18 protein-coding genes are annotated in these 25789 nt (G+C 67.8%); 10 read left to right on the top strand and 8 right to left on the bottom strand.

Going from position 1 to position 25789, the window contains the following annotated elements:
* Positions 1-160: 160 nt before the first annotated feature.
* The 3 genes from HNQ52_RS09025 to HNQ52_RS09015 all read left to right on the top strand — a co-directional run bounded on the left by HNQ52_RS09025 (position 161) and on the right by HNQ52_RS09015 (position 2664).
* Positions 161-1015: a hypothetical protein gene (locus tag HNQ52_RS09025; RefSeq protein ID WP_183960816.1), complete on the top strand. Its 855-nt coding sequence runs from the start codon at positions 161-163 to the stop codon at positions 1013-1015.
* A gap of 136 nt (positions 1016-1151) precedes the next feature.
* On the top strand, positions 1152-2351 hold the full coding sequence (gene purT, locus HNQ52_RS09020; protein ID WP_183960815.1) for a formate-dependent phosphoribosylglycinamide formyltransferase: 1200 nt from the start codon (positions 1152-1154) through the stop codon (positions 2349-2351).
* A gap of 22 nt (positions 2352-2373) precedes the next feature.
* Complete coding sequence (locus HNQ52_RS09015; RefSeq protein WP_183960814.1) at positions 2374-2664, top strand: hypothetical protein; 291 nt, start codon at positions 2374-2376, stop codon at positions 2662-2664.
* A 42-nt stretch (positions 2665-2706) separates the two neighbouring features.
* Here the strand turns inward: HNQ52_RS09015 and HNQ52_RS09010 are convergent, their stop codons facing one another.
* Positions 2707-3918, bottom strand: coding sequence for an endonuclease/exonuclease/phosphatase family protein (locus tag HNQ52_RS09010; protein ID WP_183960813.1), 1212 nt, complete (start codon positions 3916-3918; stop codon positions 2707-2709).
* Between the two features lie 231 nt (positions 3919-4149).
* Between HNQ52_RS09010 and HNQ52_RS09005 the strand changes: the two genes are divergently transcribed.
* Both HNQ52_RS09005 and HNQ52_RS09000 read left to right on the top strand, forming a co-directional pair.
* Entirely contained in the window at positions 4150-6192 is a 2043-nt protein-coding gene (locus HNQ52_RS09005; RefSeq protein ID WP_183960812.1) for a M13 family metallopeptidase, read from the top strand.
* Positions 6193-6393: 201 nt separating this feature from the next.
* Positions 6394-8019, top strand: coding sequence for a DUF11 domain-containing protein (locus tag HNQ52_RS09000; protein ID WP_183960811.1), 1626 nt, complete (start codon positions 6394-6396; stop codon positions 8017-8019).
* Positions 8020-8113: 94 nt separating this feature from the next.
* Here HNQ52_RS09000 and HNQ52_RS08995 read toward each other — a convergent pair whose 3' ends face one another.
* On the bottom strand, positions 8114-8953 hold the full coding sequence (locus tag HNQ52_RS08995; RefSeq protein ID WP_183960810.1) for an outer membrane beta-barrel protein: 840 nt from the start codon (positions 8951-8953) through the stop codon (positions 8114-8116).
* Between the two features lie 276 nt (positions 8954-9229).
* Between HNQ52_RS08995 and HNQ52_RS08990 the strand changes: the two genes are divergently transcribed.
* Both HNQ52_RS08990 and rapA read left to right on the top strand, forming a co-directional pair.
* Entirely contained in the window at positions 9230-11239 is a 2010-nt protein-coding gene (locus tag HNQ52_RS08990; RefSeq protein ID WP_183960809.1) for a M13 family metallopeptidase, read from the top strand.
* A gap of 67 nt (positions 11240-11306) precedes the next feature.
* A complete protein-coding gene (rapA, locus tag HNQ52_RS08985; RefSeq protein ID WP_183960808.1) occupies positions 11307-14162 on the top strand; it encodes an RNA polymerase-associated protein RapA in 2856 nt (951 codons plus the stop codon).
* Positions 14163-14259: 97 nt separating this feature from the next.
* Here rapA and acnB read toward each other — a convergent pair whose 3' ends face one another.
* The 3 genes from acnB to HNQ52_RS08970 all read right to left on the bottom strand — a co-directional run bounded on the left by acnB (position 14260) and on the right by HNQ52_RS08970 (position 17603).
* On the bottom strand, positions 14260-16845 hold the full coding sequence (gene acnB / locus HNQ52_RS08980) for a bifunctional aconitate hydratase 2/2-methylisocitrate dehydratase (protein WP_183960807.1): 2586 nt from the start codon (positions 16843-16845) through the stop codon (positions 14260-14262).
* A gap of 75 nt (positions 16846-16920) precedes the next feature.
* Positions 16921-17322: a PIN domain-containing protein gene (locus HNQ52_RS08975; protein ID WP_183960806.1), complete on the bottom strand. Its 402-nt coding sequence runs from the start codon at positions 17320-17322 to the stop codon at positions 16921-16923.
* Positions 17319-17603 (bottom strand): AbrB/MazE/SpoVT family DNA-binding domain-containing protein, encoded by a 285-nt coding sequence (locus tag HNQ52_RS08970; RefSeq protein WP_183960805.1) that lies wholly within the window; start codon positions 17601-17603, stop codon positions 17319-17321. The genes HNQ52_RS08975 and HNQ52_RS08970 overlap by 4 nt, the downstream gene beginning before the upstream one ends.
* A 438-nt stretch (positions 17604-18041) precedes the next feature.
* Here HNQ52_RS08970 and acnA point away from each other — a divergent pair, with 438 nt between their 5' ends.
* Positions 18042-20876: an aconitate hydratase AcnA gene (gene acnA, locus HNQ52_RS08965; RefSeq protein WP_425486487.1), complete on the top strand. Its 2835-nt coding sequence runs from the start codon at positions 18042-18044 to the stop codon at positions 20874-20876.
* Positions 20877-20923: 47 nt separating this feature from the next.
* On the opposite strand, the gene HNQ52_RS08960 is transcribed toward acnA, so the two are convergent.
* Together HNQ52_RS08960 and HNQ52_RS08955 are read right to left on the bottom strand one after the other, a co-directional pair.
* Positions 20924-21223 (bottom strand): hypothetical protein, encoded by a 300-nt coding sequence (locus tag HNQ52_RS08960; protein WP_183960803.1) that lies wholly within the window; start codon positions 21221-21223, stop codon positions 20924-20926.
* Positions 21220-22293 carry a hypothetical protein gene (locus HNQ52_RS08955; protein ID WP_183960802.1) on the bottom strand — a complete coding sequence of 358 codons (1074 nt, stop codon included), beginning with the start codon at positions 22291-22293 and terminating at the stop codon, positions 21220-21222. The genes HNQ52_RS08960 and HNQ52_RS08955 overlap by 4 nt, the downstream gene beginning before the upstream one ends.
* Before the next feature lie 106 nt (positions 22294-22399).
* On the opposite strand from HNQ52_RS08955, the gene HNQ52_RS08950 reads away from it, so the two are divergent.
* Positions 22400-23200 carry an MOSC domain-containing protein gene (locus HNQ52_RS08950; protein WP_183960801.1) on the top strand — a complete coding sequence of 267 codons (801 nt, stop codon included), beginning with the start codon at positions 22400-22402 and terminating at the stop codon, positions 23198-23200.
* 25 nt (positions 23201-23225) lie between these two features.
* On the opposite strand, the gene HNQ52_RS08945 is transcribed toward HNQ52_RS08950, so the two are convergent.
* On the bottom strand, positions 23226-23687 hold the full coding sequence (locus HNQ52_RS08945) for a nuclear transport factor 2 family protein (protein WP_183960800.1): 462 nt from the start codon (positions 23685-23687) through the stop codon (positions 23226-23228).
* Between the two features lie 126 nt (positions 23688-23813).
* On the opposite strand from HNQ52_RS08945, the gene HNQ52_RS08940 reads away from it, so the two are divergent.
* On the top strand, positions 23814-25514 hold the full coding sequence (locus tag HNQ52_RS08940) for an AMP-binding protein (protein ID WP_183960799.1): 1701 nt from the start codon (positions 23814-23816) through the stop codon (positions 25512-25514).
* Positions 25515-25789 lie beyond the last annotated feature (275 nt).

Genomic DNA, 25789 nt, shown 5'->3' with positions numbered 1-25789 from the left:
TCCTCGCCGAGCCGCGTCCCGAGCGCAGCTCGCCGTCGTGAGGGCATACGCCGCAACCGCGTGCCGGAGCTCATCGGCAGGCCGATGCGCTGCGCCGCGTCTTGCCACCGCGGCAGCGCTGGGCGAAGCTCGACGCTCGATCGCAGGGGGAACAACGACGATGGCCGCAAGCAAGCGCTGGGCAGCGTTTCCGTACGAGAGCAAGGCCTTCGACTACGGCGGCGACAAACTCGCCAAGGCGTGGGACACGCTGCACGGCGGCGATGCGGAACCGTTCCCCGACGCCGCACGCGTTGCCGGCGCGATCCGGAAGACTCCGGCCCTGGGCAAGGCCGCACAGGCGGACCAGCTCGCGGCGCAGCTGCAGGACGCGTGGCGCAGCCATCACCGCGGCGACTTCCAGGACGCGTTCGAGGCAGGCTCGGCGCTCGGCCCGCTTGGTGCGTCGGTCGCGGTGAAGGCCGGCGGGATCCACGCGGTCTACCTCGTGGACGACGAAAAGGAACAGCTCAAGCGCTTCGAGCAACTCGCAGCGCTCGCCGACGCCGCGGCCAGGGCCTGGCCGGACGACGCCAACACCCACTACCGGCACGCGTTCGCGCTGGGCCGCTACAGCCAGGGCATCTCGATCGCCAAGGCCTTGTCGCAGGGACTCGCCGGCAAGGTGAAGCAAAGCCTGGACAAGGCGCTCAAACTCGCCCCGAAACACGCCGAAGCGCACACCGCGCTCGGGCTCTACCACGCCGAGATCATCAACAAGGTCGGCGCGATGATCGGCGGCCTCACGTACGGCGCAAAGGCCGCCGCCGGCGAGGAGCACCTGAAGACCGCGCTGAAGCTGACGCCGGCCTCGCCGATCGCGCACATCGAATACGGCAACGGCCTGTTGCTGTTGTTTGGCGACCGCAAGGAGGACGAGGCCGCCGCCGCGTACGAGAAGGCTGCCAAGCTCAAGCCGCGCGACGCGATGGAGAAGCTCGATGTCGCGTTTGCCTTGTCGCAGCTGGAAGAGTGACGCAACGCCCCACGGCGGGCCCACCGCCATCGCGTGCCGCACCGGCGGCGTCCGCCGACGGGCTCGGGCACGCCGCGGCCGCGCCCCCGGCCGCTCCGCGCTTTAGAATGCCGCAGCACCACCCACGAGCCTCGCCATGACCTTCGGAACACCGCTCACCTCCGGCGCCACGCGCCTGCTGCTGCTCGGCTCGGGCGAGCTCGGCAAGGAGGTCGCGATCGAGGCGCAGCGCCTGGGTGTGGAGATCATCGCGGCCGACCGTTACGCCGACGCCCCCGCGATGCAGGTGGCGCATCGCAGCCGCGTGCTGAACATGCTCGATCCGGTCGCGCTGCGCGCTCTGATCGACGAGGTCGATCCGCACCTCGTGGTGCCTGAAATCGAAGCCATCCATACCCCGACGCTGATGCAACTCGAACGCGAGCGCGGGCTGCGTGTGATCCCGACCGCGCGCGCGGCGTGGCTGACGATGGACCGCGAGGGCATCCGTCGCCTCGCGGCCGAGGAGCTGGGCCTGCCGACATCGCCGTACCGCTTCGTCGACAGCGTCGACGATTACCGCGCCGCCGTCGCGGCGCTCGGCCTGCCGTGCGTGGTGAAGCCGGTGATGAGTTCGTCGGGCAAGGGTCAGAGCCTGGTGAAGCAGGCCGCCGACATCGATGCGGCGTGGGACCACGCCCAGCGCGGCGGCCGCGCCGGGCAGGGCCGCGTCATCGTCGAGGGCTTCGTCCGCTTCGACTACGAGATCACGCTGCTGACCCTGCGCCACCGCAACGGCACCACCTTCTGCGATCCGGTCGGGCACCTGCAGGTCGACGGCGACTACCGCGAGAGCTGGCAGCCGCAGCCGATGCGTCCACTCGCGCTGCAGCGCTCGCAGCACATCGCGCGCGCGATCACCGACGCCCTCGGCGGGCACGGGCTGTTCGGCGTGGAGCTGTTCGTCCGCGAGGACGAGGTGTGGTTTTCGGAGGTGTCGCCGCGGCCGCACGACACCGGCCTCGTGACGCTGATCTCACAGGACCTGTCGCAATTCGCGCTGCACGCGCGCGCGATTCTCGGCCTGCCGGTGCCCGGGGTTCGCCAGCTGGGTCCGTCGGCCTCGTGTGCCTTGCTGGCGCACGGCCATGGCGTGCCGCGCTTCGACGGTGTGCCCGATGCGCTGTCGGCGCCGGAAACCGGCCTGCGCCTGTTCGGCAAGCCGCGCGTGGACGGCCAGCGCCGCGTGGGCGTGACCCTGGCGCGCGGCGACTCGATCGACACCGCACGCGCCAAGGCGCGCGCCGCGGCCGCGGCCGTCGGCATCACCCTCGACCCGTTCGATCCACCGGCCTGACAGCCGCAGACAGGGACCCGTCATGAGCGACAAACCGATGTATGCCGTGTTCCTGCACCCGCAGGCGGTCGAGACGCTGGGCGAGGCGATCAAGCCCTATCTGGCGCCGGGCGATCACGCGCCGCACCTTGTCTGCAGCGAACTCGATACCGGCGGCGCGCTGTGCGAGATGCTGCTCGTGGGCCGGGACGCAAGCGGCAACGCGGTCGAGGTGGAGCTGATGCTGCCGCTGGCGATGATCCTGCTCGTGGTCTCGGTGCGCGGCGACGGCGCGCAGTTCGGATTCCGCGGCCATCTGACGCCTGCAACCTGACGGCGGATCGCGTCGCAGGGTCGCAGCGCGCGCGCTGCCGGCTCAGGGCCCGGCGACCTCCAGATCGAGCCACACCGGGCGGTGGTCGGACGCGGTCAGCCAATCCGCCGCACGGGCATCGTCCGTCGGCCAGAACACGCCGCCGTCGCGCACCACGAATCCGCGCGACGGCAACACATAATCGAGCCGCAGCACGCCGGTCCGCGGGCCATAGTCGCCGGTCTTGCTCGCCGCATCGCCACGCAACGCAAGCCCGTAGCCGCGCGCGCGCGCCACGGCGCCGGCGCTGCGCGGCACGAACCCGGCGTCGACGCGCGGATGCTGCAGCAATTGCGCGATCGCACCGGGCACACCGTCGCCATCGGACGGATCGGCGTTCATGTCGCCCGCGATGACGAAGCGCGCGTCGGCCGGCACACCGCCGCAGCGGCCCGCGTCGTCGCACAGCCACGCCTTCTCGCCCGGCGACACGTACTCGGCGAACAGGCGGATCTCGTCGAAATTGCGGTTCCCGTTGCGATCCTCCGGGCCATCGAACACCGGCGGCGTCGGATGCGCGACGAGGAAATGCAGCACGCCGCCGGGCGCATGGATCGGCACGTCCCAGTGCGACTTGGAGGAGAGCCGCAATTGCTGCCAGACCGTATCGGAGTGGAACGGCGTGCCGTCCTCGCGCAACGGCCTGCGCGCGTCCGGCATCGCGGCCCAGCGCAGGTGCTGGAAGCTGCGCACCGCCGCCGCGTCGATGCGGTACCTCGAGAGCACGAGCAGACCGTATTGCCCCGGATGCCTGCCGTAGCCCCAGGCATCGTTCGGCGTGTCGGAGGCGCCGTCGCCGTCGAGGTCGAGCCCGCTCGGCACGCCGGTGTTGACCGGCGCGCTGAAGCGGAAGTCGTAGCGCAGCGGCGCCTGGCCCGCCTGCGGCACTTCCAGGTACTCGCGCTGGAAGAGTTCCGCCGCACGCTCCGCGCTGTCGTGATCGAATTCGTTGAGCAGCAGGACGTCCGGGCGCAGGTGCTGGATCACCGCCGCGATGCGGCGCGCATTGTCGTCGCCGCTCGCTAGACGCGCGATCAGCGCGCCATCGGTGGCGTCGAACAGCGAGGTGTTGTAGGTCATCACCCGCAGCGCGGGTACGGCCGGTGGGGGCATGGCGGTCTCCCGCACGGCAACGGACGCCTGGCGGTCGCCGCCGTCGCACGCGGCAAGCGCGATCAGCAGCACAGGCAGTAGAATGGGGAACAGGCGCGACATGCGCCCAGTGTGCCACGCCAATGGGGCAATTTTGCGACATTGCGTCGCGATCGTCGTCGATTCTGCAACGATCGACGCCGATCCAACCCCTGGGCCCCCGTCCCCCGTGACCTTCGACACTGCTTGCCGTTCCGGCACGCCACTAGCATGCCGCCACCTTGCGTCGTGCCCGCGCGACGCCCTGCCCTTCGGCCCCTAACGCGCCGCGTCCGATTCCCCCTGGAGAACCCGATGAAATCACTGCTTCTCTCGCCGTTGAGCCTCGCGCTCGGCCTCGCACTCGCTGCCGGCGTGTCCAGTCCGGCGTCGGCGATCGAACCGATCCGCTTCGATGCCGGCCAACTCGACGGCGACATCGCCGCATGCGATGACCTCAACCGCTTCGTCAACGACAAATGGCTCAAGGCCAACCCGATTCCCGGCGATCGCGTGACCTGGGGCAGCTTCGAGGTGATCGGCGAGCGCTCGCTGCAGGTGCAGGCGGAAATCGCCGCGGCCATCGCGAAAAAGGGCGACGCCACAACCGGCAGCATCGACCGCATCGTCGGCGACTTCTGGGCCACCGGCATGGACGAGGCGCGCGCGAACGCGCTCGGCATCGAACCGCTCGAGGCCGATCTCGCCGCCATCGACGCGCTCGACTCGGGCGCGGAGATCGCTGACTGGCTGCGCGCCAACTACGCGCGCGGCCGCGGTTTCCTGTTCGGCTTCGGCCCGTCGGCGGATTTCAAGGATTCGTCGATGCAGATCGCCTACGTCGCCCAGGCCGGACTCGGCCTGCCGGACCGCGACTACTACTTCGACGAAGACAAGGCCGCGCAGCGCGAGGCCTACGTCAAGCACATCGCCAAGGTGCTGGAACTGTCCGGCGTGCCGGCGGCGGAGGCCGCGTCGCAGGCAACGGACGTGATGGCGTTCGAAACGCGCCTGGCAAAGGTGTCCAAGTCGAGCGAGGAACTCTCGCGCGACGTGTCGCTGTTCTACAACCCGATCACACCGGCCGAAGCCGACAAGCTCACGCCGAACTTTCCGTGGACGACGTTCTTCCAGTCGCAGGGCGTCGCGGTGCCGGCGATGTTCTCCTTTGCCATTCCGCAGTTCCACCAGGAAGTCTCGACCATGCTGCAGGACGAGGACCCCGCGCACTGGCGCGCCTACCTGCGCTTCCAGACCGTGGACAACGCGTCGCCGTTCCTGAGCGATGCGTTCGCCACGGAGAACTTCAACTTCTACTCCAAGACCCTGCGTGGCCAGAAGGAACAGCTGCCGCGCTGGAAGCGCACGCTCAACACGCTCAACGGCATGGCCGGCGAGGCGCTCGGCCAGGCCTACGTCAAGCAGGCCTTCCCGCCCGAATCGAAGGCGCGCATGGAGGAACTCGTCGGCAATCTCAGCGCCGCGCTCAAGACGCGCATCGAGAATCTCGAGTGGATGAGCCCCGCGACCAAGAAGAAGGCCCTCGAGAAGTGGGCTTCGTTCACGCCCAAGATCGGTTACCCGGACAAGTGGCGCGACTGGTCCGGCCTCAAGACCTCGCGCGAGAGCTACGTCGACAACGTCGCCGCGGCGATCGAATACAACTACAAGTGGAACCTGGCGAAGATCGGCAAGCCGGTCGACCGTACCGAGTGGGGCATGACGCCGCAGACGGTGAACGCCTACTACAACCCGCAGCAGAACGAGATCGTGTTCCCGGCGGCGATCCTGCAGCCGCCGTTCTTCGACCCGAAGGCCGACGACGCGCTCAATTACGGCGGCATCGGCGCGGTGATCGGACACGAGATGATCCACGGCTACGACGATCAGGGCAGCCGCTTCGGCCCCACCGGCAACTTCGAGAACTGGTGGACCGACGAGGACAAGAAGGGCTTCGAGGAACTCACCGCCAAACTCGTTGCGCAATTCGACGACTACGAGGCGGCACCCGGCGCGAAGGTCAACGGCACGCTGACACTGGGCGAGAACATCGCCGACCTGGGCGGTCTTGCGGTCGCGCACGATGCAATGAAGCGTGCGCAGGGACCGGACTTCAAGGACCCGATGATCGACGGCTACACCCAGGACCAGCGCTTTTTCATGAACTGGGGCACGGTGTGGCGCCGCCACTTCACGCCCGAGGAGCTGCAGGTGCGCCTCAAGACCGACTCGCACGCGCCCGCGAACTTCCGCGCCATCGGCGCGCCGTCGAACATGGGCGCGTTTGCGCAGGCGTTCGCGTGCAAGCCCGGGCAGCCGATGGTGCGCGGCGGGGACAAGCAGATCCTGATCTGGTAGCACAAGCGGCGAAAACCGGGCAACGGCACGCCGCGCACACGGCGTGCCCGTGCCCTCCGTTGCCTGCCGTCACTGGCGGCGAGCAACGGGCCGCGCCCGACCGGCGGTGCATCGACGCCGCCTAGTGGTGTCCGACGCGCGACCCCTGGGCCCTTGGCATCCCGAACGTCTTCCGGAAGCCCTCATTCCGGAGTGTCGCCCATGTACCGTGCATCCTTTGTTGCCGTTTTGCTGGCCGCAGCGTCCGGCCTTGTCCACGCGCAAGGCGCGATCAATGACGGGAATGCCACGTTCATCCGCGGCGAATCGCCATGGGATTCGACGCCGGCAGCCGATCTGACCGGCGTCTCGCAGACTCCCACGAACGATCACGTGTACCAGACAGGCTGGGCCTTCCGTGTCGGCGACGATACGCGTGAGACCTTTCTTCCCAAGCCCGACGTCCAACAGTACGAGGGCGCGGTGTCGGAAATGCAATGGAACGATGTCGCGGGACGAGGACTGTTCCGCGCTGTCGAGACGAGCACCGTGATCGGTGGCCAGAACATCACGGGATCGCCGTCCGGCTCGGTCGTGATGCGGCTCACGGTACAGAATCTGAGCCTGTCCGAACCCGTGACCCTTGACGTATTCCATGTGATCGACATGGATGTCGGGGGATCCGGTGTGGGAGACACCGCCCAACTCATCGCATCGGGGGACACGCCGACGATGCGTTTCGACGACGAATTCGGCGACGTAGGTTACTACTACGCGGAGGACGCGGATCGTTTCGCGATCCGTACCATCGGGCCTGACGATGTCTTCTTCGCGCTCGACGACGATTCCCTGGACGATTTCGAGAGCTCGGTGCCGTCCGGCGACAGCGACTACACGTCGGGCGTGCAATGGAGCAATCGTGTGCTCGGGCCCGGCCAGAGCCTGAGTTTCTCTGTGCGATTCTCCATCAACCGTCCTGCGTTGAATCCCGATCTGTCCATTTCGATGGAATCGACTCCGAATCCGGTCACGCAAGGGATGCCTCTGGATCACACAATCGTCGTGTCCAACCAGTCCGCCCTACCGGCGCCCGGCGCCTCGATCGAATTCAGCCCGTTCGCTCCGGGCATCGACGTCGTCGGAACGATCGGCTGCGTCAATGACCCACTCGGTTATCCCGAGTGCGATCTGGGAGACATCGAGGCCGGGGCCATGCGGGAGGTTTCGCTGCGCGTCGTTCCTGCCGCAGGGTCTCCGCCGCAAGTCGTCGCAAGCGCGACGGTCGATTCGCCGGACATCTCCGACATCGCGCCCGGCAACAACACCGCAACCATTGCAACCAGCGTGAATCTTCTGCTCAGCGATCTTCAGATCTCAAAGACCAACGACACCGACAACGAGGCGGCAGACATCGACGGATGGAACTGGATCATCGAGCTGCGCAACGACCCGGCCGCCACCGCGCCCGCGGATTTCGCGCCCGGCGATCGCATATTGCTGGACCGACTTCCCGACGTCGATGTCGCCTACGGCCTGCCCGTTTTGAGCCTGGTTGCGGGAGGCAACAGTCCGGAGGTAAGCGGCACCGCATCGTGTCAGATCGCCAATTTCGATCTCGTCTGCACGGCGACGAGCGCGCTGTCCTTCATGCCGGGCGCAAGCGCGACGGTGACCCTTCCGGTCCTTCCGCAGAGCCTCGGGTCCTACACCAATCCTCGCGAACAGGGCGGCTGCATGATCGATCCGGACAATGCGGTGGAAAACGAGTCGATCGAAAGCAACAACTTCTGCGCCGACAGTGTGCTGTCGGTCGACTTCATGCTGTTCTCCGACAGCTTCGAAGACTGACGACACAGCACCTGCCACGGCTCGACGCAACAGGCCCGGACACCGTCCGGGCCTGTTGCGTTTCGGGCATCGGCGAAGCCGCGGAGGCGCGTGCTCAGAACGCGAGCGTGAGTCCCGCCGTCGGCCCGTGCACCTTCAGTTCGCCGTCGAGCAGCACCGAGTAGTACTCGTCCTCGTCGGCCGCCACGTCGCGCAGCTTCAGGCGGAACCAGTCGTAGCCGACATGCACGCCGAACGTGTCGGTGAAGCGGTATTCCGCGAGCAACCCGGCGCGCTCGAAGTGTCCGTTCTCGGACACGAAATTGCCCCACGAGGTGTCGTAGCCCTGCACTTCCAGACCGAAACGCCAGCGGTCGCTCGGCCGATACTGCGCGCGTGCACCGAGCGCGATCGCCCGCTTCGTGCGCTTCCATTCGACGCGGTCGCTGGCGATGTCGGGGATGTCGACGCTGCCGAACGCCATCAGCTGCGCCCAATGCACGCCGACCTGGCCGCCGACCGTCCACGTGTCGCTTTCGACGAAGGCGTATTCGTACATCAGCGTGGCGAGCTTGAAGTCCATACCGACATCGGCCCGGCTGCCGGCCGGCAGGGTGTATTCGGGAAACTCCTCGAAGCCGATGTCACGGTCGAGCACGTAGGACTCGCGTGGCTCGAGGTCGTAGTAGTTGAGCGCCACGCGATGCCGTTCGGCGGGGTGATAGACGGCTTCGAACCGCAGCGCCGTTTCGCTGCCGTCGATGACACCCACGTCGTCGAACGTGGCGTTGATGTCCTCGTTGCCGACGGTGCCGTTGGCGCCGACGCGAATGCTCGCATCGGTGTCGAACGCGCTGGCGCGGAAGGTGAAACGGTCGTCGTCGGCGGCGGACGCGACGGTCGCGATGCCGCCGAGCGACAGTGCAAGTGCGGCGTGTAACAGGGCTGGACGCATGCATGATCTCCTGAGTCTTCTTCGCGCCGGGGTCACGCGATCGCGGCGATCTTAGAGACTCCGTTTGGCGACGCAACGCGTGCAGAATGCGACGAGCGCGGCTTGCATTCCGCATGTCGCGGAGGCGGCGAAAGTCCGTTGCATCGTTGCCGCGGCACGAATGCGCCTGTCGCCGCGCCCCAGCAGTGCAGGCCTACGCGAGCGGGGTCTGGAACGGAAGCGGGCACGGCGACGCGCCCTGTTAGAATCGTCCGTCTTTCCCTTCCGTGAGCGTCCATGCGCGTGTTCCGCCCATTGCAATTCGCATTGCTGATTTCGGCCGCCGCGGCCGCAACTGCGCAAACCAACGAGCGCGGGCTCGATGCGCGCAATCTGGACGGCAACGTCGCGGCCTGCAGCGATTTCTACCAGTACGCGAACGGCGGTTGGCTCAAGGCCAATCCGGTGCCGCAGGGCCACGGCAGCTGGGGCACGTTCGAGGAACTGCAGCTGCGCGGCATCGCGCAGCAACGCGCGCTGCTGGAGGCGGCGACCAGCGCCGCCGACGATGACACCACGCGCCTGCTCGGCGATCTCTACGCCAGCGGCATGAACGAGACCGCCGTCGAGGCAGCCGGCGCCGCACCGCTCGCGCCGCTGTTCGAGCGCATCACGAAGATCAGAAAGCCGAAGGATCTCGCCCCGGCCATCGCCGATCTGCACGCGCGCGGACTCCCGCTGCTGTTCGACTTCGGCATCAACGACGACCTGAAGGATCCCTCGCGCCGCATCGCCTACATCACCCAGGGTGGCCTGGGCCTGCCCGACCGCGACTATTACCTGCGCGAGGACAACGACACGCGCACCCTGCTCGCCGCCTACGAGGCCTACGTCGAGCGCCTGCTCACGCTGAGCGGCAGCGCAAACCCCGCGCAGGAGGCGGATGCGGTGCTGGCGATCGAATCGCGCCTCGCGCGCCAGTCGCTCACGCTGCTGCAGCTGCGCGATCCGGGCAATTCCTACCGCCTGGTCGCGGTAAAGGAACTGGACAAGACCTTCCCTGCGTTCGAGTGGCGCAAGTTCATGAAGGCGCAAGGGCTGGGGAAGGTCGACAGCGTGTCGCTCGCGCACGTCTCGTTCTTCACCGAAGCCGGCGCCGCGCTCGCCGCAGTGCCGCTCGAGCAGTGGCGCGCGTATCTGCGCTTCCACGTGGCACATGTGCTTGCGCCGTATCTTTCGTCGCCGTTCGTGCAGGCACACGAGGCGCTGTATCTGCGCACGCTGCGCGGCACCAAGGAGGCGCTGCCGCGCTGGCGCCGGGTGCGCGACAGCGTCGACGCCCTGCTCGGGTACGCGCTCGGCCAGCGCTATGCGCAGCAGTACCTGCCGGCCGATGCGCAGGCGAAAGCGGTGGCGCTGGTCGAATCGGTGCGCGCCGCGCAGCGCGCGCAGATCGAGCGGGCGCCGTGGCTCGGCACGGCGGCACGCACCGCGGCGCTGGCGAAGATCGATGCGCTCGACTTGAAGATCGGCGCGCCCGAACACGGGCCGGGCTACGAAGGACTGACGCTGTCGCGCGACAGTTATGCCGGTAATGTGCTCGCCATCATCGCGTACGTGCACAAGCGCCTGATGGCGACTGTCGACAAACCGCGCGAGGACTGGCAGTGGCCGCAGCCGGCACACGTGGTCAACGCCTATTACGACCCTGCGCGCAACCAGCTGGTGCTGCCGGCGGGATTCCTGCAGCCGCCGCTGTTCGATCCCGCTGCCGACGCCGCACTGAACTACGGCGCACTCGGCGCGCTGGTCGGCCACGAACTGATGCGCGGTTACGACACCATCGGCAGCACCTTCGATGCCGGCGGCAGGATCGCGCCGTGGCTGGAGACCGCCGACGCGAACGCCTACGCGCTGCGCACCAAGCCGCTGGAGCTGCAGTACGACGCGTACTCGGCGTTCGGCCCGGTGAAGGTCAGCGGTCGCCTCACGCTCGGGTCCAACATCGCCGACCTCGCCGGCCTGCAGACCGCGTGGGCCGCGTTCCAGGCAAGCAATCCCGGGACGCAGAAAGTCGACGGACTGACCCCGGCGCAACGCTTCTGGTTGTCGTGGGCGCAGGTGTGGCGACGCAACTACACCGACGAGGAACTGCAGCTGCTCGTCGCCACCGACGTGCATGCGCCGGCGAAGTATCGCGTCAACGGACCGTTGTCGAATCTCACGCCGTTCGCCGAGAGCTTCCAGTGCAAGGTCGGCAAGGCGTCGATGCTGCGCGCGGAGAAGGATCGCGTGTCGGTGTGGTGATCGTCGGGCGTCGCTGCGCGCGTAGCGCGCAGCGACATCGCACCGCTGCGCGCGTTAACATGCGCGGATGACACCTTTCGTTCCCGGGCAGCGCTGGTTCTCCACCGCCGAGCCCGAACTCGGCCTCGGCACCGTGCTGCGCCTGGCCGGTCGCAGCGTGCAGATCGTTTTCACCGGCTCGGGCGTCGTGCGCCAGTACGCGATGGAATCCGCGCCGATGGCGCGCGCCGAGTTCCGAATCGGCGATCGCATTCGTGCGCATGGGCAGGAGTACGAGGTCGAAGCGATCGACGCATCGGCCGGCCTGCTGACCTACCGCAGCCGCGACCGCGCCATCGCCGAGGGCGAACTCGACGCCGAACAGCCGGTCTCGCAAGCCGATGCGCGCCTGCTCGGCGGCCGCGTGGACCGCAACGACCAGTTCGACTTCCGTCTCGAACTGCTGCGCCGCCGCGCCGGCGCGCAGCAGCATCCCGGCGCCGGCGTGCAGAGCGCGCGCATCGATCTGATCCCGCACCAGCTGCGCGCCGCCGAAACCGCGGGTGAACGCCGTCCGCCGCGCCTGCTGCTGGCCGACGAGGTCGGCCTCGGCAAGACGATCGAAGCCTGCCTCGTCATCGCGCAGCAGCTCGCGTCCGCGCGCGTGGCGCGGGTGCTGGTGCTCGTGCCCGAAAGCCTCGTGCACCAGTGGTTCGTCGAACTGTTGCGGCGCTTCAACCTGCGGTTCGCGATCTTCGACGAGGAGCGTTGCGAGTCGATCGAAACCGCGCAACCGGACGCCAACCCGTTCGAGGACGAACAGGGCGTCATCGCCGCCACGTCCTGGCTCGCCAACGATGCGAAACGTCGACGCCAGTTGCTCGACGCCGGCTGGGATCTGCTCGTGGTGGACGAGGCGCATCACCTGGCCTGGTCCGCGGACGCGATCAGCCCGGAGTACGCGCTGGTGGAGACGCTCGCCGCGCAGATTCCCGGTGCCCTGCTGCTGACCGCCACGCCGGAGCAGCTCGGCCTCGGCGGACATTTCGCGCGCCTGCGCCTGCTCGATCCGGCACGGTACTCCGATCTGCGTGCGTTCGAGGCCGAGACGCACGGCTTCGTCGCGTTGTCGGGCACGGTGGAAAAACTGCTGCACGGCGATCCGCTGCTGCCGCACGACATCGACACGCTCGCCGCGCTGCTCGGTCCCGATGCCGATGCCCTGCCCGCCCATCTGGCGCGCATCGAGAGCGGCAACCACGCCGCGCGCGACGCGCTGATCGACATGCTCATCGATCGCCACGGCACCGGCCGCGTGATGATCCGCAACCGCCGGGCCGCGGTCGGCGGTTTTCCGCAACGCGTGAAACACCTCGCACGCCTGGATCCGGTCGGCGACGATCCGTCGCGACCCGGCCGCCTGCTGACCGAGTTCCATGCCGATGTCGGCACGCCGGGTCACATCGAGCCCGAGCACGACTACACGCACGACCCGCGCATGGACTGGCTGCTTGGCCTGCTCGACGAGATCGCGCCGGCGAAACTGCTGCTGCTGTGCCGCTCGCGCGCCAAGGTGCAGGCGCTGGAAGAAGCGCTGCGGCTGCGTTCGGGCGTTGCCGTGGCGCGTTTCCACGAAGACATGAACCTGCTGCAGCGCGACCGCAACGCGGCCTACTTCGCCCAGGTCGAGGACGGAGCGCGGCTTCTGATCGCCTCGGAAATCGGCGCCGAAGGCCGCAACTTCCAGTTCGCCCAGCATCTTGCGCTGTGGGATCTGCCGCTGGACCCGGACATGCTGGAACAGCGCATCGGGCGCCTGGACCGCATCGGCCAGCGCGGCGATGTGCACATCCATGCGGCGGCACTGATCGACAGTGCGCAGGAGCTGCTGCTGCGCTGGTACGACGACGGCCTGGATGCGTTCACCCAGGTCTGCGCCGACGGCCGCGAACTGATGCGCCGCTTCGGCGGAACACTGGTGGCACTCGCACAGGAGGATGCGTCGTCGCGCGAACCGCGCGTCGAACAACTGCTCGAGGACACCCGCGTCGCCCATGCCGAACTGAGCGCGCTCATCGCCGGCGGTCGCGACCGCCTGCTCGAGCTCGCGAGCCGTCGCGGCGCCGAACAGGGCCTGCTGCGCGACGCGCTCGCACGCGACGACCGCAATGCGACCAACGACGACTTCGCGTGGCGCCTGCTCGAGCAGTTCGGCGTGCAGCACGAATCGCTGTCGCCGCACATCGTCCTGCTCGATCCGGAATACCTCACCATCGACGCCTTCGAGGAGTTCAAGTCAGGACCGCGCCAGGCCACGACCGACCGCGGCACGGCGCTTGCGCGCGACGACGTGCTCTACCTGCGCGACGATCATCCGCTGCTGCTGGCGGCGCAGGATCTGCTGCTGTCGGGCGAAACCGGCAATGCGGCCTTCCTCGTCGACGACAACCTGCCGCCGCGCAGCGTGCTGCTCGAATGCGTGTTCGTGCTCGAATGCGTCGCGCAGAAGCGGCTGCAGGTCGCGCGTTATCTGCCGACGCTGCCGATCCGCTGCGTGATCGACACGCGACTGACGTCGCGACCGGATTTCGTGCCCGGCGCGCGCGCGCTGCAGCGCTCCAACGATCGCCCCATCGATCTGGTGAAGTACCGCAAGATCCTCGCCGCGTTGCTGCCGCCGATGCTCAAGCGCGCCAACCAGGAAGCCGCGACTGAATCGCAGCAGGCCATCGAGCAGGCGCTCGCGCATGCGGACGAACTGCTGGGCCACGAACTTGCGCGGCTGGAGGCGCTGGCGCGGGTGAATCCTGCGGTGCATCCGGAAGAAATCGTGGCGCTGCGCGAGGAACGCGAGGCGCTGCTGGCCGTGTTGCCCACCGCGCGTCCCCGTCTCGATGCGCTTCGCCTGGTGGCGAGCCCGGATTTTCTCGCGCTGCGCAGCTGAGTCGCGTCGCCGGGCCGGATGGGCTGAACCGCGCGCGGGCTCCAAGCGATGCCGCCGGCAGGCTGGCGCGGCAGCGCCAGTCTGTCGGCGCGTGCCGTCACGCCGCGGCTGGTTCGCCCGCGTCGCGGAACTCCTCGATCCGGTCGAAATTCATGTAGCGGTAGATCTCCGTGCCGCTGGCGTCGAGCACGCCCATGTCGGCCATGTACTCGTCCCTGGTCGGGATGCGGCCGAGGCGCGAGCAGATCGCGGCGAGTTCGGCCGAACCCAGGTACACGTTCGAGTTCCTGCCGAGGCGATTCGGAAAGTTGCGCGTACTGGTCGAGAACACCGTCGCGCCTTCGCGCACCTGCGCCTGGTTGCCCATGCACAGCGAGCAGCCGGGCATCTCCATGCGTGCACCGGCACCGCCGAGCACGCCGTAGTGGCCCTCGCGGGTCAGCTCGCTCGCATCCATCTTGGTGGGCGGCGCCACCCACAGACGCGTCGGGATGTCGCGCTTGCCTTCGAGCAGTTTCGACGCGGCGCGGAAATGACCGATATTCGTCATGCACGAGCCGATGAACACCTCGTCGATCTTGACGCCAGAACATTCCGACAGCGTCCTGACATCGTCCGGATCGTTCGGCACCGCGAGGATGGGTTCGTGGATGTCGGCAAGATCGATCTCGATCACGGCGGCGTACTCGGCATCCGCATCGGGTTCGAGCAGCTGCGGATCGGCCAGCCACGCTTGCATCTTCTCGATGCGGCGCCGGATCGAACGCGGATCCTGGTAGCCCTGCGCGATCATCCACTTCAGCAGCGCGATGTTGCTGTTGATGTATTCGATGATCGGGGCCTTGTCCAGGCGCACCGTGCAACCGGCGGCGGAGCGTTCGGCCGAGGCGTCGGACAGTTCGAACGCCTGCTCCACCTTCAGGTTCGGCAGACCTTCGATTTCGAGGATGCGGCCGGAGAAGATGTTTTTCTTGCCCTGCTTCGCCACCGTCAGCAGGCCGGCTTTGATCGCGTAGAGGGGGATTGCGTTGACGAGGTCGCGCAGCGTCACGCCCGGCTGCATCGCGCCCTTGAAGCGTACGAGCACCGATTCGGGCATGTCGAGCGGCATCACGCCGGTGGCTGCGGCGAATGCGACGAGCCCGGAGCCCGCGGGGAACGAGATGCCGATCGGAAAGCGCGTGTGCGAATCGCCGCCGGTGCCGACCGTGTCCGGCAGCAGCATGCGGTTGAGCCACGAGTGGATCACCCCGTCGCCGGGTCGCAGCGAGATGCCGCCGCGGTTGCTGATGAAGGCCGGCAGCTCGTGGTGCGTCTTCACGTCGACGGGCTTCGGATAGGCCGCGGTGTGGCAGAACGACTGCATCACCAGATCCGCGCTGAAGCCCAGGCACGCCAGATCCTTGAGCTCGTCGCGCGTCATCGGCCCGGTGGTGTCCTGCGAGCCGACCGACGTCATCTTCGGTTCGCAGTATGTGCCCGGGCGGATTCCGGTGCCTTCCGGCAGGCCGCACGCGCGACCGACCATCTTCTGCGCCAGGGTGTAGCCGCGGCCGGTGTCCGTGGGATTCTGCGGCAGGCGGAACAGCGTCGACGGCGGCAGGCCCAGCGCCTCGCGCGCCTTCGCGGTGAGGCCGCGGCCGACGATCAGCGGGATGCGGCCGCCGGCGCGCACCTCGTCGAACAGCACGTCCGACTTGACCCGGAATTCGGCGATGACCTGGCCGTTCTTGAGCGCCTTGCCCTCGTACGGGCGCAGCTCGATCACATCGCCCATGTGCATCTGCGAGACGTCGAGTTCGATCGGCAGCGCGCCGGCATCTTCCATCGTGTTGTAGAAGATCGGCGCAATCTTGTTGCCGAGGCACACGCCGCCGAAACGCTTGTTCGGGATGAAGGGAATGTCCTCGCCGGTGAACCACAGCACCGAGTTGGTCGCGGACTTGCGGCTCGAACCGGTACCGACCACGTCGCCGACATAGGCCACGAGATGGCCCTTGGCTTTGAGCGATTCGATGAAGGCGACCGGGCCGCGCTTGCCGTCCTCCTCCGGCACGATGCCGTCGCGCTTGTTCTTGAGCATCGCGAGCGCGTGCAGCGGAATGTCCGGACGCGTGGTGGCATCGGGTGCAGGCGAGAGGTCGTCGGTGTTGGTTTCGCCGGTGACCTTGAACACGGTGACGGTCAGCGATTGCGGAACTTCCGGGCGCGAGGTGAACCATTCGGCGTCGGCCCAGCTGCGCAGCACGGCCTGCGCGTTCGCGTTGCCACGGTCGGCCTTGTCCTTCACGTCGTGGAAGGCGTCGAACATCAGCAGCGTCTTCTTCAGCGCCTCGGCCGCGATGCTGCCGACGGCGGCGTCGTCGAGCAGGTCGATCAGCGGATGGATGTTGTAGCCGCCGAGCATGGTGCCGAGCAGCTCGGTGGCGCGTTCGCGCGGGATCAGCGCGCAGGTTTCGGTGCCGAACGCGATGGCCGCGAGATACGACGCCTTCACCTTGGCGGCGTCGTCCACCCCCGCCGGCACGCGATGCGTGATGAGATCGACGAGGAACGCCTCCTCCCCTGCCGGCGGCGCTTTCAGCAGTTCGATGACGTCGGCCGTCTGCTGCGCGGTGAGCGGCAGCGGCGGGATGCCGAGCGCGGCGCGTTCGGCGGCATGGGTGCGGTAGGCGGCGAGCATGTGCGGGTGTCCTTGCTGGGAAGCGGGCGGGATGCGGGGTTCGGGATGGAGTGGCGATTCGTGCAGGGGATCGGTTCAAACGGCCGGGACGATCAGCTTCAGCCCCTTGAAGTAGTCGCGGTAGAAGCGGTCGTCTCGCGTGATCAGGCCGTTGCACTGGAGCAGCGCGTGTGCGCCGATGAGGAAGTCCGGCACCGCGCGGGTGCGTTCGCCGCCGCGCTGGCGGTAGCGGCGCTGCATCTCGCCGGCGCGCAGAGCGGATTTCGCTTCCATCGCGTTGACGCGGATGCCCATGTCCTCGAGCACGCCGAGCACGTCGGCGCCGTCCTTCAGTGCGCTGCAGACTTCCGCCAGCACCACGCCGCACAGCACCACGGCGCCGCTGGTCAGGCATTGGCGCAGGCAGGCTTCGGCCGCGTCGGCCTGCGGGCCGTCGGCGAGCAGGTCGACCAGTACGGAAGAATCGATCGCGATCACTTGCGTGGCTTGACGGACGTGGCCGACCCGGCGGCGGGCGGATCGAGCGGATCGCCGGGGGCACGGCCGCGCACGGCGCGCATGGCGTCGTCGGTGGTGTCGAAACCGTCGAGCTTGAAGCGGCCGCGCGCGCGCGAAATCGCGTCGTCGACGCTCTTGCGCAGGACGATCCGGCTGCCCTCCAGCTCGACCTTCAGCACGCTGCCCTTGGTCAGGCCGAGCGCATCGCGAACGGCTTTCGGGAGCGTGATCTGACCGCGTTCGGCGACGGTGGCTTCCATGACGGGCACCCTTGAAGTATGCATGAATTGTACATACCTTTAGAGGCATACTCAAAGCCGGCCCGATCGCCTCGCGACCGCGACGCAGGACGGAACATTCCTTCTCCCGTCGGGAGAAGGTGCCGGCAGGCGGATGAGGGCGTCACGCAACAGGTTGCCCAGACACCACACGAATGAATTCAGCTGTCGCAAAAAGCGAGCCGCATCGGTGGAATCATCTCCAAGGCGCGGAGGTGCAGGCGCGAGGAGAACCTCAACGTGCCGCCCTCATCCGCCTGCCGGCACCTTCTCCCGCGGGGAGAAGGAAAACTCCGTTCCGCGGCGCAGAGCCTGGGAAAAGCGGAGAACGGGGAGAACGCAAAAAAAACCGTACCGCCCGGACACATGCGCAACCTGCACACCACCCACAATGATCGGTTCCGCAACGAATAGGCAATAATGCCCGCAGGTCGCTGCAGTTGCGCGAATCTGCGCATGCCCGTCGAGGCCGCCACCCAACAGCCACAGGAGCCTTCCATGCGCGATTCCTTCGCCACCCACGCCCAGCTCGACGTCAACGGCACGTCCTACACCTACGCAAGCCTGCCCGTGCTCGGCAAACGCTTCGACATCAAGCGCCTGCCCTACTCGATGAAGATCCTGCTGGAGAACCTGCTGCGCCACGAGGACGGCGTCACCGTGCTCCCCGAACACATCGAGGCGGTGGCGCGCTGGAAGCCCACGGACGAACCCGATACCGAAATCGCCTTCATGCCCGCACGCGTGGTGCTGCAGGATTTCACCGGCGTGCCCTGCGTGGTGGATCTTGCCGCGATGCGCGACGCCGTGGTGAAGCTCGGCGGCCGGCCCGAGCAGATCAATCCGCAGATCCCGTCGGAGCTGGTGATCGACCACTCGGTGCAGGTCGACGTGTTCGGCAAGCCCGAGGCGCTGGACCTCAACGGCAAGATCGAGTTCGAACGCAACATCGAACGCTACGCCTTCCTGCGCTGGGGCCAGAAGGCGTTCGACGATTTCAAGGTGGTGCCGCCGAACACGGGCATCGTGCACCAGGTGAACTTGGAGAATCTCGCGCGCGTGGTCTTCACGCGCACCATCGACGGCGCGCAGTGGGCCTACCCGGACACCGTCTTCGGCACCGACTCGCACACCACGATGATCAACGGCATCGGCGTGCTGGGCTGGGGCGTGGGCGGCATCGAGGCCGAGGCCGCGATGCTCGGCCAGCCCAGTTCCATGCTGATTCCGCAGGTGGTCGGCTTCAAGCTCACCGGCAGGCTGCCCGAAGGCGCCACCGCGACCGACCTCGTGCTCACCGTCACGCAGATGCTGCGCAAGCACGGCGTGGTGGGCAAGTTCGTCGAATTCTACGGCGACGGCCTGCAGCACCTGCCGCTGGCCGACCGCGCCACCATCGCGAACATGGCGCCCGAGTACGGTGCGACCTGCGGCATCTTCCCGATCGACGACGAGTCGATCGCCTACCTGCGCCTGTCCGGTCGCAGCGAGGAGCAGATCGCGCTGGTGGCCGCGTATGCGAAGGCACAGGGGCTGTGGCATGCGCCGGGCGACATCGAGGCCGAATATTCGTCGACCCTGCACCTGGCGCTCGACGACGTGCGCCCGTCGCTCGCCGGGCCGAAGCGGCCGCAGGATCGCGTGCTGCTGCAGGACGTGAAGGCGAACTTCCACGCCAACGTCGAAAGTCTCATCGCCAACCGCGTCCCCAAGAACGGCGAGGTGGCGAAGTTCGTCGACGAAGGCGGCGCGCAACCGCAGGCCGAGCACCTGGCGGCCAAGCCGATCTCGAAGATCCGCGTGGCCGACCAAGACGCGGAACTGTGCGACGGCTCGGTGGTGATCGCCGCGATCACCTCCTGCACCAACACCTCGAACCCGGCCGTGATGCTCGCCGCCGGCCTGCTCGCGCGCAACGCCGTCAAGCGCGGCCTCAAGGCCAAGCCGTGGGTGAAGACCTCGCTCGGACCGGGCTCGCTCGTGGTAACCGATTACCTGAAGAAGGCGGGCGTGCTCGACGATCTGGAAGCGCTCGGCTTCTTCGTCGTCGGCTACGGCTGCACCACCTGCATCGGCAACTCCGGCCCGCTGCCCGAGGCCGTGTCCAAAGGCATCGCGCAGCACGATCTTGCGGTGGCGTCGGTGCTCTCGGGCAACCGCAATTTCGAAGGCCGCGTGCACCCGGAAGTGAAGATGAACTACCTCGCCTCGCCGCCGCTGGTGGTGGCGTACGCGCTCGCCGGCACGGTCGACATCGACATGACCACCGAACCGCTCGGACACGATGCCGACGGCAACGCCGTCTACCTGCGCGACCTGTGGCCGACGAACAAGGAAATCGGCGACTTCATCGCCAGGACCGTCGGCCCGGAGATGTTCAAGAGCAATTACGCCGACGTGTTCCGCGGCGACACGCGCTGGGCGCAGATCGCCTCGCCCGACGGCGCCATCTACGCGTGGGATGCCGGCTCCACCTACATCAAGAACCCGCCCTATTTCGACGGCATGACGATGGACGTGGAACCGATCAAGGACATCGCGGGCGCCCGCGTGCTCGGCCTGTTCGGCGATTCGATCACCACCGACCACATCTCGCCGGCCGGCAACATCAAGAAGGATTCGCCGGCGGGGCGGTATCTCCAGTCGCGCGGCGTGGCGCCGGCCGACTTCAACTCGTACGGCTCACGGCGCGGCAACGACGACGTGATGGTGCGCGGCACCTTCGCCAACATCCGCATCAAGAACCTGATGTTCGGCGGCGAGGAAGGCGGCAACACGCTGTACTTCGGCGGCAGCGGCGCGCCGGAAAAGCTCGCGATCTACGACGCCGCGATGAAATACGCGGCGACGAAGACGCCGCTGGTGGTGCTGGCCGGCAAGGAATACGGCACCGGCTCCTCGCGCGACTGGGCCGCGAAAGGCACGCTGCTGCTCGGCGTGAAAGCGGTCATTGCGGAGAGTTTCGAGCGCATCCACCGCTCCAACCTCGTCGGCATGGGCGTGCTGCCGCTGCAGTTCCTCGACGGACAGAACGCGCAGACGCTGGGCCTGAAGGGCGACGAGATCTTCGACATCGGCGGACTCGACGACGGCGCCGCCAAGCATGCGACGGTCAGCGCGCGACGCAGCGACGGCACCGAGCTGAAGTTCCAGGTGCAGGTGCTGATCCTCACGCCGAAGGAAGTCGAGTTCTTTCGCCACGGCGGCATCCTGCACTACGTGCTGCGGCAGCTGGCGACGCGCAAGGCAGCCTGACGCACAGTCGTGCGGTCGGCGCCGTCACCGGGCCGACCGCACGGAATTCATTCGAAGCCGTCGGAGAACAGCGCCGACGCGGGCGCGGCACGCGCACGGCGGATGCCGCCGTGCACCGCGTACGCGCCGCCGCTGCTGGTGACCGACGCGTCGTGCTGCGCGACGGCGCCCTGCAACCGGTAGAGTCCACCCGCCGACGCGCCGCCACCGCCCAGCGGGCGCGACGGCTGCAGCACGTAGACGTCGCCCACAGACGGGGCGGCGATCGCGGCCTGCCACGCCATCGGCAACACGGCCGCGATCGCCCCGCCGAGCATCGCCCATCGCCAGCGACGGACGGCGCTCACCAATGCACCACCAGGCCGCGTGTCGACGCCGACACCGCACCCGCGACACCGTTGCGGTACGCGCAGAGCGCCACCACGCCGCCGCCCGAATAGTTGCCCGTGCGGAATCCTGTCATCGACACTAGGTGGCTGTCCGCGGCGCCGGCCGCGCGGGTCGGCAAGGTGTGCAGCGCCTCGCCGATGCGGCTCGTCGATGTCGGCGGGCAGCCGCCCGAAAAGATCGTCAGGCGAACCAACTCGCGCGCCGTGCCCGAATGCTCCAGACGCACGTGCCCGGTGACGGCGATAGCGCCGCTGGCGATCGCCGGCAGCGCGACCTGCGCGAGCTGGACGAACTGCTGCGAGGGAATCGCGATCAGCGAGTTTTCCTCGATGAACTGCGTGCCTGCGACGCGCGATTGCGCGTTCGGCGCGCCGCACGTCGCCACGCCCTGCACATCCACCGAGGTGATGTACGACCCCGGTGCGCACGCATTGCCGATGCGGCGCTGCGTGTAGGCCGGGTCGATGGTCAGCGCCACGACGCCGCTGCCGCCACCGCCGAGCAACCCGTCGCCGGCAACCACTGCCTGGATGTCGCCGGGCACGAACGCAAGCTTGTCGAGCGTGACCGAGCCGTCCGCAAGCTGCGCCTGTCCGACCGCCCGCGGCGCGATGGCCGCGGCCTCCACACCGCCGGGCTGCACGCTGCGCGCGCTGATCGCGTAGGGCACCGGCGTGATCGGCTGCCGCGGCAACAATGCCTGGAAGCCGCCGCTGTCGCTGCCGGAGCGCACGCGGACTTCGAGGAAATAGGCCTGCGCCTGCACGAACGGCACGTCGGTGTAATCGAGCGCCACGGTGAAGAGGCCGCCCTGCACCGGCGTGTCGGGCGCAGCGGACGTGGCCAGCGGTGCGATGGCATCGGGCGCGTCGAACAGGGCGAACTCGAAGTCGAACGTGCCGTCGGCGGGCGCGTTGGCGAGGCGCAGCTCGCCCTGGTAAGTGAACGCGGTGCCGACGGGCGCGGCCTGCGCCGGAAACGTCAGCGCCAGCGCCGCGATGCAGAGCAACCGCAGGAATCCGGACATGGAGGGTCAGCCTCGTGCTGGGGAAGGACACCGGAAGCAAACAGCACAGCGTCGCGAATCCGGACATCGTGCGACCATGCGCGCCCCCATCTGCCGAACACGTGCCATGGCCCGGCTGTCCGCGCTGTACCGCTACCCGCTCAAGTCCGCCGCCGCGCAGGCGTGCGATGCCGTCGACGTGACGCCCCGCGGGCTGTCGCAGGACCGCCGCTGGATGGTCGTCGACATGTCGGGGCGAGCTCTCACCGGCCGCGAGCTCGGCAGGCTCGTGCTGTTGCGCGCCGATGCGGAGGGTGACGTGCTGGTGCTCGACGCCTCCGGAACCTCGCTCCGGGCCCACCCGCAGTACGCCGCCCCGCGTCCGCGCGTGACGGTCTGGGGTTCGACGGTGGACGCGATCGCCGCCGATGCCGACGCCGACGCGTGGATCAGCCGCCTGCTCGATCGGCCTGCGCGTCTGGTGTTCATGGACGACGGCGCGCGGCGCCCGGTCGATCCGGCCTACGCCGTCGCGGGGGACGAGGTGAGCTTCGCCGACGGCTTTCCGCTGCTGCTGCTCTCGCAGGCCGCGCTCGACGCCCTCAACGCCAGACTGGCGACGCCGGTGACGATGCAGCGCTTCCGGCCCAACCTCGTCGTGTCCGACACCGAACCGCACGCGGAAGACCGCTGGCGCCGCATCCGCATCGGCGCGGTCGAGTTCGACGTGGTCAAGGCCTGCACGCGCTGCGTCTTCACCACCGTCGACCCCGCGACCGGCGAGCGCGACCCGGCCGGCGAACCGCTGCGCACGCTCGTCGGCTACCGCCGCAGTCCTGGTGGGGTCACCTTCGGCCAGAATCTCATCCCGCGCGGCATCGGCACGGTGCGCGTCGGCGATCCGGTCGAGGTGCTGGAGCCGGCATGATCCGCGCCGCGCGCGCCCGGTCCGGCTACAACACCGGTTCCCACTGCGCGAAGTAGACCTGCCAGCCGTCGTCGCCGTCGCGCCAGCCGCTCTTCACCGACCAGCCGTTCGCGCGTTCGGGAATGAACCCGCCGGCGCCCCCGGTGAGCACCATCGTGAACTGCATCGTGGCACGGTCGCCGTCCACGACGATGTCCAGCGGACCGATCGTGGCACCCAGGCTGCTGTTGCGCAGCAACTGCGCGCGCAGGATGTTGTGCAATGCAGCACGATCGGCATTGCCCTCGCCCACGAAATCCTCGGCCACGCCGTCCATGAAATCGCCCGGCCTGCGCTCGAGCATCGCGGTGCGCATGGCCTCGAACCGATCGCGCAGGCGCTCCTCCGCCGGCGCCCTGCCGCAGCCGGCAAGCAGCATGCACAACAGCACGACGAGGGCGACGCTGCGGCCCGTCGCACCGAGCCATCGATTGGTCGTGTCTTTCACGAAAGATCGCCTTGCAGGGGTGGGGGGCGTGTGCTCCAATCCTTGAAAAGCCGCGTTCCGCACGTTTCACGCGCAGCGGTCGTTCAAAAAGAAGCAGTCGAAACACGAACAGGGAGGAAGCGGAGCATGAGTGCGGATCGGCCTTGGCTGCAAAGTTATCCGAAAGGCGTGCCGGCGACCATCGACGTCAACCAGTACACGTCGATTCCCGCGATCCTGCAAGGCGCCCTCGACCGCTTCGCCGATCGCCCCGCGTTCGAGAATCTCGGCAAGGTGCTCACGTACCGCGAGATCGACACGCTCAGCGCCAGCTTCGGTGCCTATCTGATCCACGACCTCAAGCTCAAGAAGGGCGACCGCGTCGCGATCATGCTGCCGAACGTGCTGCAGTATCCGATCGCGCTGTTCGGCGCGCTGCGCGCCGGCCTGACGGTGGTCAACACCAACCCGATGTACACCGCGCGCGAACTCAAGCACCAGCTCGTGGATTCGGGTGCGTCCGCGATCCTCGTGCTGGACAACTTCGCCAAGGTCGTCAGCGACGTGCTGCCCGACACACCGGTCAGGTACGTGATCACCACCGGCATCGGCGACATGCTCGGCTTCCCGAAGGGCGCCATCGTCAATTTCATGCTCAGGCACGTGAAGAAGGTGGTGCCCGACTACCGCATCGCACATGCCGTGCGCTTCCGCGACGCGCTCGCACGCGGCGCGAAGAACACGCTGCCGCCGGTCGACATCCGGCACGAGGACATCGCCTTCCTGCAGTACACCGGCGGCACCACGGGCGTGGCCAAGGGCGCGATGCTCACGCATGCCAACCTCATCGCCAACATGCAGCAGGCGGGCGCGTGGCTCGGCACCGGGCTTGCGCTGGGCGAGGAGTCGATCATCACGGCGCTGCCGCTGTACCACATCTTCGCGCTGACGGCGAACTGCCTGGTCTTCGTGAACATCGGCGGGCTCAACCACCTGATCACCAACCCGCGCGACATGCCGGGCTTCGTCAAGGCGCTGTCCGAGCGCCGCTTCACCGCCATCACCGGCGTCAACACCCTCTTCAACGGCCTGCTCAACACCCCCGGTTTCGACAAGCTCGATTTCTCGCCGCTGAAGATGTCGCTCGGCGGGGGCATGGCGGTCCAGCGCGCCGTGGCGGAACGCTGGAAGAAGGTCACCGGCTCCACCCTCGTGGAAGCCTACGGCCTCACCGAGACCTCGCCCGCGGCCTGCATGAATCCTCTCGATCTTGCCGAGTACAACGGCTCCATCGGCCTGCCGATCTCGTCCACCGAATGCTGCGTGATGGACGAGGAATTCAGGCAGCTGCCGCAGGGCGAGGTCGGCGAGCTGTGCGTGCGCGGTCCGCAGGTGATGGCCGGCTACTGGCAGCGTCCGGAAGAAACCGCCAAGGTGATCACCGCGGACGGCTGGCTGCACACCGGCGACATGGCGAAGATGGACGCCAGCGGATTCTTCTACATCGTCGACCGCAAGAAGGACATGATCCTGGTCTCGGGGTTCAACGTGTATCCGAACGAGATCGAGGACGTGGTCGCGCAGATGCCGGGCATCCTCGAAGTGGCCGCCGTGGGCGTACCGGACGACAAGTCCGGCGAGGCGGTGAAGATCGTGGTGGTGAAAAAGGACCCGTCGCTCACGGCCGAGGCGATCAAGGCGTATTGCCGGCAGGAGCTCACGGGCTACAAGCAGCCGCGCTACGTCGAGTTCCGGTCGGAGCTGCCGAAATCGAACGTCGGCAAGATCCTGCGGCGTGAACTGCGCGACAGCGCGACCGCTGCAAAGGTGGAGACGGCCGCGCACTGATTGCTGCGCGGTGCGTTGTCGATACACAGAAGAGCGGCCCCCTTCCGCCTGCCGGCACCTTCCCCCGCTGCGCGGGAGAAGGATCGCTTCGACGTAGCGCCACTACTGAGCCGGTCGCAAGACTGCGCGGGCGGGGCAACCGTCCATACTGCGATCAGCATACGACCGCGTTCTGCTCTGCTCTGCTCTGCTCTGCTCTGCTCTGCTCTGCTCTGCTCTGCTCTGCTCTGCTCTGCTCTGCTCTGCTCTGCTCTGCTCTGCTCTGCTCTGCTCTG

It is taken from the genome of Chiayiivirga flava, assembly GCF_014202825.1.
In the GTDB taxonomy this organism is placed as follows: domain Bacteria; phylum Pseudomonadota; class Gammaproteobacteria; order Xanthomonadales; family Xanthomonadaceae; genus Chiayiivirga; species Chiayiivirga flava.
The sequence above is the reverse complement of the archived record's forward strand: the minus strand, read 5'-3'. Positions and strand labels throughout refer to the sequence as shown.

What these genes read in the sequence shown, in the direction of transcription:
- acnA (WP_425486487.1), top strand. Translation starts at nt 18,042, where the DNA reads ATGCCCGCAGGTCGCTGCAGTTGCGCGAATCTGCGCATGCCCGTCGAG.
- HNQ52_RS08990 (WP_183960809.1), top strand. Translation starts at nt 9,230, where the DNA reads ATGCGCGTGTTCCGCCCATTGCAATTCGCATTGCTGATTTCGGCCGCC.
- acnB (WP_183960807.1), bottom strand. Translation starts at nt 16,845, where the DNA reads ATGCTCGCCGCCTACCGCACCCATGCCGCCGAACGCGCCGCGCTCGGC.
- HNQ52_RS08955 (WP_183960802.1), bottom strand. Translation starts at nt 22,293, where the DNA reads ATGTCCGGATTCCTGCGGTTGCTCTGCATCGCGGCGCTGGCGCTGACG.
- rapA (WP_183960808.1), top strand. Translation starts at nt 11,307, where the DNA reads ATGACACCTTTCGTTCCCGGGCAGCGCTGGTTCTCCACCGCCGAGCCC.
- HNQ52_RS09015 (WP_183960814.1), top strand. Translation starts at nt 2,374, where the DNA reads ATGAGCGACAAACCGATGTATGCCGTGTTCCTGCACCCGCAGGCGGTC.
- HNQ52_RS08940 (WP_183960799.1), top strand. Translation starts at nt 23,814, where the DNA reads ATGAGTGCGGATCGGCCTTGGCTGCAAAGTTATCCGAAAGGCGTGCCG.
- purT (WP_183960815.1), top strand. Translation starts at nt 1,152, where the DNA reads ATGACCTTCGGAACACCGCTCACCTCCGGCGCCACGCGCCTGCTGCTG.
- HNQ52_RS09010 (WP_183960813.1), bottom strand. Translation starts at nt 3,918, where the DNA reads ATGTCGCGCCTGTTCCCCATTCTACTGCCTGTGCTGCTGATCGCGCTT.
- HNQ52_RS09025 (WP_183960816.1), top strand. Translation starts at nt 161, where the DNA reads ATGGCCGCAAGCAAGCGCTGGGCAGCGTTTCCGTACGAGAGCAAGGCC.
- HNQ52_RS08995 (WP_183960810.1), bottom strand. Translation starts at nt 8,953, where the DNA reads ATGCGTCCAGCCCTGTTACACGCCGCACTTGCACTGTCGCTCGGCGGC.
- HNQ52_RS09000 (WP_183960811.1), top strand. Translation starts at nt 6,394, where the DNA reads ATGTACCGTGCATCCTTTGTTGCCGTTTTGCTGGCCGCAGCGTCCGGC.
- HNQ52_RS08970 (WP_183960805.1), bottom strand. Translation starts at nt 17,603, where the DNA reads ATGGAAGCCACCGTCGCCGAACGCGGTCAGATCACGCTCCCGAAAGCC.
- HNQ52_RS09005 (WP_183960812.1), top strand. Translation starts at nt 4,150, where the DNA reads ATGAAATCACTGCTTCTCTCGCCGTTGAGCCTCGCGCTCGGCCTCGCA.
- HNQ52_RS08950 (WP_183960801.1), top strand. Translation starts at nt 22,400, where the DNA reads ATGGCCCGGCTGTCCGCGCTGTACCGCTACCCGCTCAAGTCCGCCGCC.